Source organism: Providencia sp. PROV109, assembly GCF_033681625.1.
Taxonomy (GTDB): Bacteria; Pseudomonadota; Gammaproteobacteria; order Enterobacterales; family Enterobacteriaceae; genus Providencia; species Providencia hangzhouensis.
The window spans coordinates 3,836,769-3,851,453 of record NZ_CP096320.1 but is presented as its reverse complement, the minus strand read 5'-3'; the positions used below and the strand labels follow the sequence as shown (position 1 = coordinate 3,851,453).

The 14,685-nt window shown below is 36.5% G+C and carries 11 protein-coding genes; 4 read left to right on the top strand and 7 right to left on the bottom strand.

The features are described 5' to 3' along the window. Position 1 precedes the first annotated feature (1 nt). From M1F25_RS17830 to M1F25_RS17820, 3 genes are all read left to right on the top strand, one after another. Positions 2 to 727, top strand: coding sequence for a molecular chaperone (locus tag M1F25_RS17830; protein WP_004258949.1), 726 nt, complete (start codon positions 2 to 4; stop codon positions 725 to 727). A 3-nt stretch (positions 728 to 730) separates the two neighbouring features. Beyond that, the gene (locus M1F25_RS17825) at positions 731 to 1,714 is read left to right on the top strand and encodes a fimbrial protein (RefSeq protein ID WP_181488664.1); all 984 of its coding nucleotides are present in this window, start codon (positions 731 to 733) and stop codon (positions 1,712 to 1,714) included. A gap of 69 nt (positions 1,715 to 1,783) precedes the next feature. Continuing rightward, positions 1,784 to 2,437, top strand: coding sequence for a response regulator (locus tag M1F25_RS17820; RefSeq protein WP_181488662.1), 654 nt, complete (start codon positions 1,784 to 1,786; stop codon positions 2,435 to 2,437). Here the strand turns inward: M1F25_RS17820 and M1F25_RS17815 are convergent. Both M1F25_RS17815 and M1F25_RS17810 read right to left on the bottom strand, forming a co-directional pair. Then, the gene (locus M1F25_RS17815; protein WP_232368699.1) at positions 2,415 to 5,621 is read right to left on the bottom strand and encodes an ATP-binding protein; all 3,207 of its coding nucleotides are present in this window, start codon (positions 5,619 to 5,621) and stop codon (positions 2,415 to 2,417) included. The two genes, M1F25_RS17820 and M1F25_RS17815, sit on opposite strands and share 23 nt — an antisense overlap. 90 nt (positions 5,622 to 5,711) lie before the next feature. Continuing rightward, the gene (locus M1F25_RS17810; RefSeq protein ID WP_036958050.1) at positions 5,712 to 6,053 is read right to left on the bottom strand and encodes a helix-turn-helix domain-containing protein; all 342 of its coding nucleotides are present in this window, start codon (positions 6,051 to 6,053) and stop codon (positions 5,712 to 5,714) included. A 2,197-nt stretch (positions 6,054 to 8,250) separates the two neighbouring features. Between M1F25_RS17810 and M1F25_RS17805 the strand changes: the two genes are divergently transcribed. Beyond that, complete coding sequence (locus tag M1F25_RS17805) at positions 8,251 to 8,928, top strand: class I SAM-dependent methyltransferase (RefSeq protein WP_181488660.1); 678 nt, start codon at positions 8,251 to 8,253, stop codon at positions 8,926 to 8,928. Positions 8,929 to 8,958: 30 nt separating this feature from the next. Here the strand turns inward: M1F25_RS17805 and M1F25_RS17800 are convergent, their stop codons facing one another. The 5 genes from M1F25_RS17800 to M1F25_RS17780 form a co-directional block, all read right to left on the bottom strand. Further along, complete coding sequence (locus M1F25_RS17800) at positions 8,959 to 10,212, bottom strand: IS256 family transposase (protein ID WP_135536280.1); 1,254 nt, start codon at positions 10,210 to 10,212, stop codon at positions 8,959 to 8,961. A gap of 320 nt (positions 10,213 to 10,532) precedes the next feature. Continuing rightward, positions 10,533 to 11,423, bottom strand: coding sequence for a dihydrodipicolinate synthase family protein (locus M1F25_RS17795; protein ID WP_036958048.1), 891 nt, complete (start codon positions 11,421 to 11,423; stop codon positions 10,533 to 10,535). A 175-nt stretch (positions 11,424 to 11,598) separates the two neighbouring features. Next, positions 11,599 to 12,486, bottom strand: a complete 888-nt coding sequence (locus tag M1F25_RS17790) for a MurR/RpiR family transcriptional regulator (RefSeq protein ID WP_004258907.1) — start codon at positions 12,484 to 12,486, stop codon at positions 11,599 to 11,601. A gap of 190 nt (positions 12,487 to 12,676) precedes the next feature. After that, complete coding sequence (gene nanQ, locus M1F25_RS17785; protein WP_181488658.1) at positions 12,677 to 13,150, bottom strand: N-acetylneuraminate anomerase; 474 nt, start codon at positions 13,148 to 13,150, stop codon at positions 12,677 to 12,679. Positions 13,151 to 13,159: 9 nt separating this feature from the next. Beyond that, entirely contained in the window at positions 13,160 to 14,653 is a 1,494-nt protein-coding gene (locus tag M1F25_RS17780) for a sodium:solute symporter (protein ID WP_004258898.1), read from the bottom strand. Between the last annotated feature and the right edge of the window lie 32 nt (positions 14,654 to 14,685).

The following is a 14,685-nucleotide window of genomic DNA, read 5'->3' as shown; positions in this document are numbered from 1 at the left end:
CATGAAAAAATTTAAATTAATAATAAGTGCTTTAATCTTGATTAGCACATACACACATGCATCAATTTCTGTTGACCGTACTCGCGTTATTTATGATGAAGCAAGTAAAGGTGTTAGCGTTGTGATTGAGAATATTGATAAAAAAGACCCTTATTTAGTTCAGTCATGGGTCGAGAATGAAAATGGTGAAAAAATTTCAGAGCCACTAATTGCTTTGCCTTTATTGCAACGTGTTGAAGCGAATCAAAAGAAACAGGTTAGAATTAGTTTATCAAAAAATGACGTGAAAATACCGAACAACCAAGAGTCTTTATTTTACTTTAATGTCTTGGGTATTCCACCGAAAACTAAACTAGAAAATGCTGTTGAAATTGTTATTCAATCACGCTTTAAATTATTTTATCGTCCAAGTGAATTGAAAAAATACCCTAACAATGATTGGCAGAAAGAATTGAAAGTGGAAAAAATGGGAAACTCGTTAAAATTAACTAACCCGACACCCTATCACATTGTTGTGATTAATGTTAATGATAATGAATCTAAAGTTCCTGATTTTAAAGAAATTGTCATAAAGCCAAATAGCAATTCAACATATTTTCTATCAGATAAACAAGTGAAATCGCCGAAAATGGTTATTACTTATATTGATGATTATGGAACACCAAACTTATTGAAATATACATGTAATACAACTTGCTCCTTATCAAATGAAAAGGATAAGAGATAAATTATGTTAATTTTTAATAAAATAAATTCATTCGCTATATTATTTTTATTTTTGCTAAGTTTTCAATCAGTAGCTGCGGTTAATAATTGTATACCGAGTTCAGGAGCTACAACTATAGAACAAGAATTAACCTTTGATATTACAAATAGTAGTACTTCAATTCCAAATGGTACCTTATTGACATCAGCATTGAGCTCATATATATCAGTGAGATGTGAGTTTACTGGCTCATCAAGTACAACTAATGCCGTTTACTTTAAAAATACAATGCCAACTGCAATTAAAACATTATTGATTAATAGTGGTGTCAGTGTGACGCAACAAAATGCAATTTCATCTCCTAGTCCAGTAACGATAACCAACCCAACTGTTCCAAATATTTATTTGGGGTATTGGAATCAACCAGAAACAGGAATTACACGCAATATTGCTTTCATGTATAACTTTTATGTCTATAAGGGGGCAAACGCTCTTAAACCTTTTGATACAGGGCTATTTTTATTAGGAACCCATGTGGATTATTTAGGTAAGGATTTAGGCGGGCCAACTTATGTGCGTATTAAAGGTAACTTAACCTTGCTCTGCCCTGCACCTGCGGTGAATATCACGGCTTCTAATGGGGGAAGTGTAAACTTTGACTCAATTTCACCTAAACAAATGAATGCGGGAGAAGTGGTTAGCCGAACTTTTAATTTAGGTATGTCAGTGCCACAAGATTGCGAAACAGGGCTAAATATATCAGTACGTTTTGAACCCAATAATAATACGGTGCTAGGTGGAAAATATCTTGATATGGGCAATGGGTTACAAACACTATTAACCCGTAATTCAACTGATATTAACTATAATGAAAGCTACAGTATTGGTGAAATCATGCCACAATCACCGATTAATGTCCCTTTTACTGCGACATTAAGCAAGATAGCGGGCAGTACTATCGCTTCTGGTCCGTTTTCTAAAACAGTTCGAGTTGTTGTTTCATATTAAGAGTGTTAATTGACATTTTTTCTATGGTGTTATATTGAATATATATATTCTGATGCTGAGTATTATTAAATGAAAAAACTCAAATTAGTATTAGTTGATGATCATCCCATTGTGCTTTCAGGTTTGAAAGATACACATTCTCAATCAATGAATTTAGACATTTTAGGTGCTTACACTCAGGATGCTGAACTATTTGCTTTTTTGAAAAAAAATGAGGTTGATGTGATCGTAACTGATTATATGATGCCTAATAATACCCAATCTAGCGATGGACAGAATTATATTCAATTTTTACGTCGTCAATATCCAAATATTGCAGTGATTGTATTAACGATGGTATCTAACCCAATGATTGTACAAATGTTATATGATTCTGGGGTGAGTGCGGTGGTGTCAAAAGAGGCACCATTAGGTGACCTGATGAAAGCTATCACATTAGCGGGGCAAGGTCGCCAATATCGTGTTCCTGTTGCAGATATGACAACGACATTAAAAAGCCGTAATGCAGTAACATTAAATGATAGGGTAAAGACATTATCACCTCGTGAACTTGAGGTACTGCGCCTTTTTGTTCAAGGTAAGCCTATTGTTGATATTGCTAAGCAATTAAACCGCAGTGATAAAACTATCAGCCTACAGAAAAATGCTGCAATGCGTAAATTGGGTGTTGATAATAATCAAGCGTTAATTAGTTATTGCCTCACACATCATTTGTTTGACTAATTTTTTTTATCCAATTAGCTAATTGGTTGCAGATATTCTGACTAATCTGGGTATCAATGTATGTTGATGTCCGTGAATCTAATGCTGTTTCAAACTCACGAAGCTGATTAGCTAACTCACGTTGTTCAACACTAATTAATGCACCACGGATACGATGGGATAACTGTTTTAATTCTTCTGTGTTGTTATTTTCAACCGCTTGGCAAAATCGAGTAATATCGCTCACAAAATGACGAATAATTTTTTCTCTATCTTCCCCATTTAGCGGGTTAATCACTTTTATTGGCCCCATTTCTGAAGCTGAGGAGGAGTAAATCGGGAATAAACGGTTGAACAATTGAACTAAGGTTTCTAGCTCTATAGGTTTTACAAGCCATGAATCCATTCCAGATTCTAGGCATCGCTCTTCTTCTTCTTTTAATCCATTAGCAGTAACACCAACAATCGGGCATGTTTCGCCTTCACTGCGCAGCTGCTGTGCAAGCTCATAACCATTACGATAAGGCATATTAACGTCTGTAAGGATGATATCAACAATTTCGTTATCCCAGATCACCAACGCTTCTTCACCATCATTGGCAATAAATACCTTACAACCAAGTAGTTCAAGTTGCTCTTGTAGAACAACTTGGTTAATGGGGTTATCTTCAGCAATTAAAACGCGAAGCGGGTATTTATGCATATGAGTTTGTATACGAGATGTTGGACAAATAAGGGGTATCGGTTCTTTATTATTTTGTAGTAAGAATAACTGCTGATTTAACTCGGATAGTCTGAAATTCATTTCAGTGCTTACCCATAGTTGCCCATCCCAATTAGTTGGCAGAGGAAACGATGGAATTAAGATGCCGACGGCAATAACGGATGAGGTATCTATGGGGAGGCTATTTTCTGTGAAATATACATTGGCCCCCCAACGTTTTAGCCATTGCGTTATATTTTCAGTCAATAATGGGTTTGGGGTTTGCAACCAAATATTGGTGTTTTTGAGTGATAGCCAGTGTGTTTGCTGTATATCGAGTGCTAAAGGTAGTGTCACGAGAAACGAGCTACCAACTCCAGTTTCGCTTTGTAAACTTATTTGCCCATCCATCAATTTGATAAGCTTAGAGCAAATAAATAGACCTAAGCCAGTACCACCATAAGCATGAATTTCTGAATGAGCTTGATAAAATGGCTCAAATAATTTTATTTGTTGTTCAGGGCTAATTCCAACACCTGTATCACTGACACGTAGTAATATATTATTTTTATTACTTCTTTTAAGTTCAATAGTAACAGTACCTCTGTGGGTAAATTTAATCGCATTACTGAGTAAATTACCTAAAATTTGTTGCAGTCGGGCAGAGTCACCAACTCTATTTGCTTGTACATTTGGGTCAATAATAGCAAATAGGAGCAACCCTTTTTGCTGAGAAATTCCTTGATATAACTGAACAGTTTGTTGCACTAATTCTAATAAATCAAATGGTTGATTATGAATTTGAATTTGATTAGCTTCTATTTTGCTAATATCTAAAATATCACCAATTAACTGCATAAGTAATTGGGATGTTGTTGATATTCGATCAATAAAGTGAGCTTGTTGAGATGAAAGAGAGGTATTTGCCAGTAATTCTAATGTACCTATTAGACCATAAAGTGGGGTTCGTATTTCATGGCTCATTGTTGCTAAAAATGTGGATTTAGCTCGGTTGGCTTCTTCTGCAAGTCGCTTAGCATCATCAAGTTGTTTTTCAGTTTCTGCTTGGATCGTAATATCAGTAAATGCGCATAAAATAACAGGGCGCTGCTGGTAATAAGTTGCTGTGCTTACGACATAAAGAACATGTTCCCCAGACTTTAAATTAGTTTTAACCTGTTCTGTGTCAGAAAGAACCTTGATAAGTAATTCATTATATTCATTTGGGTCGTGGGGAGTAGATATATTGGTTATTTTTAGCCAATAACGAGCTAACTCATTCGCAAAGCGTAACTGCTGGGTTTCTTTATCTATTACACATAAGCCGATAGGGGTTGTCGCAATAAGTGTTTGGTTAAAAGATTCATTTTCTAAGATAGCTTGCTGGGAGTCTATTGCGGGTTGTAATATTTTTCGTTGGTACCAGCGGTGATATCCCCATCCACAAAATAAACTAAAGAAAAGTGCAATAACTAAACTGATAGGAAGCCACAGGTTGTCTTCAAAAAAAGCCGCATAACTAATTCTATAATATCCAGTCCATTCATCAGTTTTAGATGAAAGTTTAAGAACTAGGCCATCTCTGGTATAGAAAATACCTTCTAATGCTTCTTCTTCAGGTGCTTGGGTTGTTCCAAGTAGCTGACCATATTTTGCATGAATCAGCCAAAATTGATGTGTGAGTGTGGGGTTTAACATTCGCTCCAGCACGCTAAGCCTTGCTTGGCTTAACATACTAACTGCATAAATATTTTTAGGAGAAATGTGAGCATTCTGCCATAAATGTTCATCAAAACCAGCAGGGATGATCCCAATGAGAATATGATCAAATGGCTCAGGACGTAACCAGATAATGTCTTTTGAATCGCTTTCTTGTGATTCTAAAAATTGAGCATGAATAGTAGGTAAATTTTTTCTAATACTATCAATGACGGAGTAATACAAATTTGGAGAAATAGATTCATTTCCTAAAACTGTTCCAACGGAAGGAACGCTGATACTAATTTGGTCGTGTTCGTTGACAAAAAATACTGCAGCAGCTGGAAAATATGAGCCTCCCCAAAAAGTAGAATAGTAATCAGCTAAATAGGCCCCTAAAGAAAATAATATACTGGGAACGTTGGAACACTCTAAACTCTTGTCACAAGCTAGGGTAAATGGCATTGCAACTAAAGATTCTTTACCTTCGAGTAGATATAATGGCGACCTTGTTGGTAAGAACTGTTCTTGTATTGCATAGGTTCGGCTTTCAACTAACTCTATTAAATCTTGATTTTGCTTATTTAAAGATCGTAAAAACTTTTCTTGTTCATTGATATAGCCTATTAGTGACCTAAAATCGACTTCTAGGCGTTTAGTTTCTTGTTGAACAATTCGCTCTGCACTCCAAATCAATGTTGTTATTAGAATAAATAACAAAGGAAAAGCAATGGTAAGTATGCTATTCGTGCGTCCTGATGTGCGAGTTATCCTTGAAAATGCAGTCGGAGAAGGGGTAGGCATAGCGCTGTTCTCATCGATTATAGGCAAACTCCATGATTTTCATAATAATATAAAATAAACAAATTAAACAATATTTCTTTACGCTAAAGGTTATACAATTGCTGAATTATAATAGTCTTTCAAATCATCTAATTCCCAGCCAAAACCATTTAAATTAGTGATATAGTGTGAAAGTTTAGGATGATGACTCACGACATAGAATAGCCTATGGTAAAAATCTGGGAAATTAATACCGAGTATAAGAATAAATTTAAACAATACATCTACGGTTAACGCATTCTCTCCTCGTTCATAGCGCGATAATTGCTGTTGGCTAATGCCTAACTCTTTCGCAATGTTCTCACCACTAATTCCTAATTCTTGCCGGTATTCTTGTAAGCATTTACCAACTAGTTGGCTGATATAATAAGTTGTATCTTTTTTCTTTTTCATGAGGAAACTTGACCCTAGTATCATTGATTCATAAAACTATTTTTATAGCTAAGAGTAAATTATGACGAAAAGAAAATTTTAGAATATAAGGTATTCCTTAATTGAAAGTTTTAAATAAGATTAAGTCATTTATTTTAGGTTCATATGCAGAGTCTTATTCTAAACATTATAGTTATTTGCACTTTGTTTTATGGGGTTATTTTTATTACTTAACAACATGTTAAGCAGAAATTGTGAGTTGTTCGGTAAGGTTGAGTAGGTTTTATTACATTAAGGCTTAGTTACCTTTTTATTACAAATTATTATTAGCACTTATTGATTAATATTGTATTTGATTATTTTTTTAGCTCAATAGCTAGGAATAAAAAATGATATTGTGGTTTTTTAATGATTTATTTTCATAACTATTAATATAAAAACTTATTTTTAGGTTCTTAGATAAGACAATAGGCTAATAAAAACACGTAATATGAGTTAGGCTTGGCTGTCTAATGGATGAAATGAGAAAAGGGTGAGAATAATAATCTAATTATAAACTTTAGTGTTTGGTTTTTTTTAGGTAATTCCTGGTTATTTGGTATAAGTCAAGTTAATTGACTTTATATTATAGCTGTTTGTATATCAATATTCTGTATAGTGGCGGACTAACCATGTCTAGTAGACCGAAAGGGTATAGAAATAAGTATTTAGGTTAGATAAAAAAAAGATTATAGATTTCAGATTCTTTAGCCGAGTACTCAACTTGAGCTTAGAAATATAAAAGCAAAAAACCGCCTTTTGGGGCGGGTTCTTTAAATATGTGGTGCCCAGACTCGGGAACATTAAACTATTTAATGAATTGATTTTCAAAGTAAATCTATTTTATCTTTTTGTCAAGACCCATAATATACCTCTTTTTTCTACATTGATTGCCATGTTCTGAGCTGACACCCCACCACGGTAAATAATTCAGCTCGGGTGGGGTGGTCTATGAAATCTACCCTCTCAGGCAAACAGCACTGTTAGTGACTCACAGCGAAGATGAAGCACAATTGATGGCTGAAAAATTAACTATCTGAAAAAGGGCAGATTAATTCAGAATGATGATCAATTGAAAGCTGTAAAGCATATGGGGAAGACATCTGATTCGGTATAGCCCAGATACAGGTCCCCTTGATCCGCAGAGGTGAAAATAGATTTGGAATTTAATATGAAAAAACGAGTTATAGGTTTGTTTTTATTGATAGGACTACCTTTGGTTGCAATAGCTGATAATATTCACGTGACGGTGAATTCCTCTATGTACTCTTACCCTGATAATCGGGCGTGTATTAACCCCATTTAACGAGATGTATGCCAGTGTTGATGTAAAAAATACAAGCACAATTCAATGCCAGTCAATCTTGTCAAAATAAAGAGGGCAGTAAGAGTATTTTTGTACACCAAAAGATTACAGCAACTGTGACACTGAGTAATGGAGATAGTTGTCACCAGAGGCTCTCTACCATTGCATTATTTCATGGATTTGATCAAACAGGTCAGTATTTGCTGGTAAATGAAAGTATTGATGATGTTAGTACATATAATTTTGGTAACAAGATCATGTCGTTTGATATTTCGGATGGACAATGCGGTTTTTCAAAAAAACTTTCAGGGTGACTATTATACCCGCTCTTCAGGAAAGGGAGATGCAGATGATTTTCCACACAGCGTTAGCTCAATGAAAATACTTCGAAAGAGGTAAACTGACAATAAAAATATAACTTGTTAATTTACTTGCGTGAATTATGTCCGCTTTAATCGTTATGATTACATCTCGTTATTTTGTATTTCATGATCTTGTGGGTTTTATCCAGTATCTGTGTAAATGGTTTCTGATAAATTATTTAGAAAGACATATGGTTTATGGTTATCACAGATGAAGCATACCAAAGATGATATGCATATTTATTGGTTTTTTGATTTGTTTTGTTAGGCTATGGTGTGAATGGGGCGAATAGATGGAGATATAGCTTTAGATGATTTTAATGGCGCATGTGTGAAATTGTCAGAGTTTTTTCCGATTAAAGATGGGATGTGATATAAATAACTCTGAATAATACCAAGTATATAATCCTACACTTATAGCATATGATAACCTGACTTATCACTCATTATTTTCGACTATTAAAATAAATAATAAAAAAATAATATATATATTTTCCATTATGGAGATTTTATGTCATTGAACACAAATGATGGTTCTAAAGTATATACACCTCTCTCTTTGGCTCTATATGATTGGTGGGTAATAAATATATCTAATAACTATGCATGGCGTTGTAATACTGATGAATTTTTAATTCCTCACTTTAAATCTCATCTTGGTAACAACCATATGGATATTGGTGTTGGGACTGGTTTTTATTTAAAAAAAGCTGCAGATGAAATTAATAAAATATCACTTTCCGATCTTAATATTCACAGTTTAGAATATGCTAAAAAATATATTTCTGATGAGAAATTAAACTCTTGTTTCTGTCATGATATTTTTAATAGATTTACTGGTGAGTTGAGAGGGGCATTTGATTCAGTATCCATATTTTATTTATTACATTGCTTGCCAGGGAAAATGAGTGATAAGAAACAAGCGATAATAAATATCAGTGAAACACTTAAGGATGATGGCACTTTATATGGTGCGACTATTCTTGGAAAGGGGGTTAAGCATAATCGTTTTGGAAGTAAGCTAATGTCAGTCTATAATAAAAAAGGAATTTTTAGCAATGTTTATGACTCTGCGGATTCACTTGAAACGACACTTGCTTCTTTGTTTGAAGATGTTTCTGTTAATATTCAGGGGGCGGTTGCATTATTCATTGCTAAAAATAAAAAAATCAAGTGTAGTAAAATATAATGAGTTATGGTCAAATCTGGTGTACGAGCATCAGGCGGTTTTCCTGTCTGACTGCTCCATTACTTGTTCGCCGTCTTGGAATTTAACGTTATTGACCACGAGGGTTAGCAGTTGAAATCCTTTCAGGCGGTTCCAGCGCTTCTGCGCTGATTGCAGCAATTTATAAACCATTGCTAGGGTTGTGTTTCTTGAACCGCAGTTGCGGGTTTTGCTGGTTCTTAAACGTACTGTAGCGAAGGCAGATTCAATTGGGTTGGTGGTGCGTATACTCACCCAATGTTCTGCTGGAAAATCGTAGAAAGCCAACATGCTCTCACGGTCTTTAGCTAAGCATTCCATTGCGCGTGGGTACTTAGCAGTAAACCTTTCCAGCGCTATATCAAAGGCTTTATGAGCCTTCTCACGCGTCTCTGCCATCCAGATATCATGCAGTGCTTCTTTTACTTTGGGTTGCACTGCCTTGGGCAGTTTGTTGAGCACATTGGCCGTCTTATGCACCCAGCAACGTTGCTGTTTGGTCTGCGGGTATACTTTGCTCAGAGCCTTCCAGAAGCCCAGAGCGCCGTCAGCTGTTGCCAGCTTTGGGCAGGTCGTAAGCCCACGCGCAACCAGGCCATTCAGCAGCTCAAGCCAGCTGGCTTCGGACTCGCGATAGCCTTCTTCAACAGCAATCAGTTCCTTGCGGCCATGCTCTGTCACGCCCATCACCACCAGCAAGCACAAACGGTCATCGAGGCGGACGTTGCTGTAAATACCGTCAACCCAAAGGTACGCGTAGCGCTTGTCACTCAAATCGCGCTGTCGCCACTCTCGGTGCTCATCAATCCAGCGTTCCTTGAGCCTGGAAATGGTGTTAGCTGACAGACCTTTGGCATTCTCACCCAGCAAGGCTGCAAGGGCTTCTTGGTAGTCTCCAGTGGAAATACCTTTGAGATACAGCCACGGTAATAACTCTTCAACGCTGCGGGCACGCTTGAGGTATGGCGGTAGCAGTGCGCTGGTAAAACGAATACCAGAGCCGCTACGATCACGCACTTTTGGCACCTTGATATCAACATCGCCAATGCCCGTTTGGATGCTGCGCTCAGGCAAATAGCCGTTACGCACCACAGCTTTGCGGCCATCGGGTAAACGCAGTTCTTCATGAGCTTGCAGCAGTTGCTGCAGCTCTACTTCAACTGCTTGCGCAATGAGCTGACGAGCACCATTACGCAATAAAGCAGTTAGCACATCAGTGCCAGTTTCATCTGGTTGTGAAAGAACATTCAGGGTAATATTTGTCATGGCGTATCGCTCTACTGTTAATTATTTCTTGGAGGAAACAATCAACAGGATACGCCACCCTCTTTTCCCCTCATACACCACAAATGACTATAGCTCAAATATAATTATCTGTAATAAAAAATGATTTGCTTATATAGGTGACAATATATTCTTTTTTTGATTTTACACATGATGTTATTCAGCTTAATCGGATAACTGATTGGGGGAATATTTTAAGAAATAAAGAGTGGCTTTCACTTCGAAGGCCACTGTCATCATCAAATGGGGGAGATGTAAAAAAACAAGCTTGTGTTGTTAATACTCAACAAGAGTAAAGTTAATTATAGAAAACCGGCCGCTTTAAATTTTGCTAATGCATCCGTTTTTTGTGCTGCAGTTAATGGGCGTAGTGGACGGCGGGGGTCACCAACATCAATACCATGTAATTGCATTGCAACTTTACCTGCAGCAACACCACCGTATTCTACCAGCACACGAATAATTGCAATTACTTTATCCATACATGCAGCGATACCATCGTAATCACCAGTGTTAAATTTCTCAATTATTTCAAGATATAAAGGAGCCGCATAGTTATAGGTGCTTCCTACAGCGCTTAACGCCCCACAAGCTAACCCTGCCGGTATAAATTCATCTACACCAAATGGAATGTCGTATTTACCGCCATCAACACGTAAACAACGTTGAAATTCATACATATCAGGAGAATTAAATTTCATTCCGGATAAATTCGGAATTGTTTTTCCTGCCGCTTGTAAAAATTTTTCCATGTCAATGTTTAGACCTGACATAGTAGAGTGGTAGTAATAAAAGCCTTTAGAAGGCGAATTCATCGCTGCTAAACGACAATATTCAACTAAGTCATCTACATTGCTTGGTTTAAAGAAACAAGGACCAATTACTGATGTAGCTTGAATATCTAACGTTTCAGCATGACGGGATAGCTCTATAGTGTCTGCAATACTGAGTGCACCTGTATGAACAATGATATCTAGTTGTCCTTGACTGGCAGCAGCCCAGCATTCAGCGACTTTTTTGCGTTCTTCGACAGAACAATGGATACCTTCTCCTGTTGTTCCTAATACGTAAGCACCAGTGACACCACTTGCAATAAGATGTTCTGCAATTTTATCAATGACAGGATAATTAATACTGCCATCGGCAGCAAAAGGTGTATGAGGTGCAGCGATTAATCCAGAGAGTTTTTTCATTATCATTCCTTTTTTGGAGGTTGATTTCTTTATTTATTATGATATGGAGTTTTACTCTATATTAAGGCTCAATCGTTCAGAACGCAATAATGAAATTAGCGTTAAAGAAAGAGAAAAATGAAAGTGTGATCTTTAGCTGGTTTTTGTTCAAGACCACATAACACTGATTATAACCTCATGCTGAATTGGTATTTTTTAATGCATTTAGTGTACGCAGTTTTTGCTCTTTGACCATTTCAGGTTGAGCTTGGACAAGTAGGGTATATAGTAAGTCTAAAACGAACAGTTGTGCTGTTTTTGTACCAATAGAATCACCTTGTAATTTCCCCTGTCGATTACCATTAATCAGATAATAATTGGCATATTCCATAATGTGTGAACCTAAATTATGCGTTAGCGCAATTGTGGTAGCCCCTGCTTCTTTTGCAAGTTTCAGTGCATGAACTGTTTCCGGTGAGTTTCCGGAATGGCTGATACCAATCGCGATATCACCCGGTTTCAATAAGGAAGCCTGCATATACATAAAATGGTTATTGGTAACAGCATCCACTCGATATCCAATACGCATCAGTTTATTTTTTAGATCCTCTGCTGTGATCCCTGAGGAGCCCACACCGCAGATAAAAACATAATTCGATGATAGCAACGCATTTACAGCATCTTGGACTTGCGTCATATCAAGTAAATTTAATGTTTCTGATAACACATTATTGATGGTTGCTTGTAATTTTAAACCTATAGTATGGATATCATCCTGATGGCTAACTTCAGCATCAAGGATTGGTGATTCTTCACTATCCGATGTCGCCATTTCAATGGCTAAATCCATTTTAAAGTCTTGAAAGCCCTTATAGCCTAAAGTGCGGCAAAAACGCACTACAGTTGCCTCACCCGCCTTAGTCGCTTGGGAAAGTTGTGCGATGGAAAGCTGAGTGACTTCAACAGGATGAAACAGGATATATTCAGCAATACGCTGTGATACTCGCGTCAGGCTATTTTTCATTGCCCCTAGTGTGTCGAGTATTTTACCTGGCTTCAGTCTGGTAACTGACTGTTTTGTCATGAAAATTATCCTTGTTTGCCGAAGTTCAAAGGGAATGGAATTCTGCTAACAAGAGTATCAATTCTGGCGGGTTAAAAAAAGCCTTGCTCTTATAATTATGTGATAATAACAAAACGCTTTATTCCATTTGCATCAATATACAATTTATTGATGCATTAGAAATAAAGCGTTTAATTGGAACTGATGAAAATTAACTTGTCAGCAAATTAAGGTTTACCTTAATTACTGCTTTTTTTAATATACAGTTTCCTTTCTCTGCTGCTATACCTGGTTTATGGGGTTCATAAGGCATAAAAATAGCAAACATAGAGGGTGTTAATGACAATGTTTGACAATTTTCAATGACATCTGTGAGTTGGTAGTCATCCGCTTCACTGTAAACAGTGGCATTTTTAGCCGAATTTCGAACACCGTAATCTATAACTTCCTCACCGGATAGTAAAATTTGTATATCAATATAGCGATGATGTAATTCTGCACATTTTTGTTCTCGAGACTGTGTTTCAAATGACATTACATTCATGAATACATCATTATCATCAATAGGGTAGCTTCCCGGTTCTAAAGAGAATGGGTCGAGTGCGAGTGCCTTTTTAATTATATTACGTAATACCAAATTTATTTCAGGCATTACTGCCGCGTCAGATATATGACCAAATAACATAGATACCTCCTATGAGTTCCTTGATATTTCACTATCATCCAATGAAATTTGTTTTGCTGCCGAGAAAAATGGCGCAGTAATTGTACCAATAATGACTACTGACATAGCACCTATTACACCATAGAAGAAAAAGTTAAGGTCACTGCCATAACGGGCTGCTAATACAGCAATGATACTTACTATAATGCCTGCGACCGCACTACCTGCATTAGCACGTTTAACAAAAATACCTAACATAAATAGTCCGGTCATAGGGCCACCCATTAAACCGATTAAGCTGTTAAAAGCATCCCATATTTCAGACTCGTCAGATAAAACTAGCCAAATTGTGGCTAAACTACTGAATACTCCAGCTATAATTATAACTAATCTGGCGACTTTCATTTTTTGTTCTGAACGCCGTTCAACTTTACTTAAGCGAATATAGATATCAGAATTAAAGCAACTAGAAATACTATTTAAGCTACTAGATATGCTCGATTGAGCAGCGGCAAAGATAGCTGCAATGATTAGCCCAGAAATACCCACTGGCATTTCTGTAACAATAAATAAGGGTAAGATACCTCCGGTATTAAAACCTTCAGGTAACAAACTTGGATTTTGTTTGTAATACACAAATAGGGCTGAACCAATGGCAAAAAAGAAAATAGGAATAATGGCAACTAATTTAGCATTTGTGATTAAAGTACGTTTAGTTTGTTCGATAGAATCAGTCACAATGTAGCGCTGGACAACATCTTGGCTTGCAGTAAATTGTTGAATATTGGCAAATAAAAAACCAATCATTAATACAGGAATAGTACTGTCAGTCCAACTCCAGCGTAACTGTGCATCCGGGAAAAATTTATCAGCCTGTGCTGTTGTGGTAAAAATCTCACTAATACCTCCATCAACTTTAAAACAAATCATGATAAAGATTAAAACAGCACCACCTGAAAGTAACAATCCCTGAATAACATCTGTCCAAATAACGCCTTCAATCCCTCCCATCCATGTATAAATAATACATAATAGACTAATCAGTACAACTAATATAATAGGGTCTATCCCTATGAAAGGACGTAGTGCGAGTACGGTCAAATAAGTGATAATTGCAATACGACCAATATGAAATAACATAAATGACAGGCTGGCAAATAAACGACTTCGTATATCAAAACGGGCTTCTAAATACTCATAGGCTGAAGTAATTTTTAATTTTCTAAAGAAAGGAATATAGAAATAAAATACTAATGGCAAAATGGCGATCGCTAAATATTGGCCAATAATAAAAGTCCAATCAGAAGTATAAGCTTTCGCTGGAATTGACATAAAGGTAATTGAGCTTAATGTTGTTGCAAAGACAGAAACACCGGCAGCCCAACCGGGAACCCGCCCCCCGGCACGAAAATAATCATCCGCTGTTTTTTGGCGTTTAGAGAAATAAACACCAACGAGTAACATTGCGGCTAAATATCCAAATAGCACTGCATAATTAACGAAACCAAAATCATGTAATTGCATTTTTTTAGTCCTGCCATATGTAAGGTAAAAGG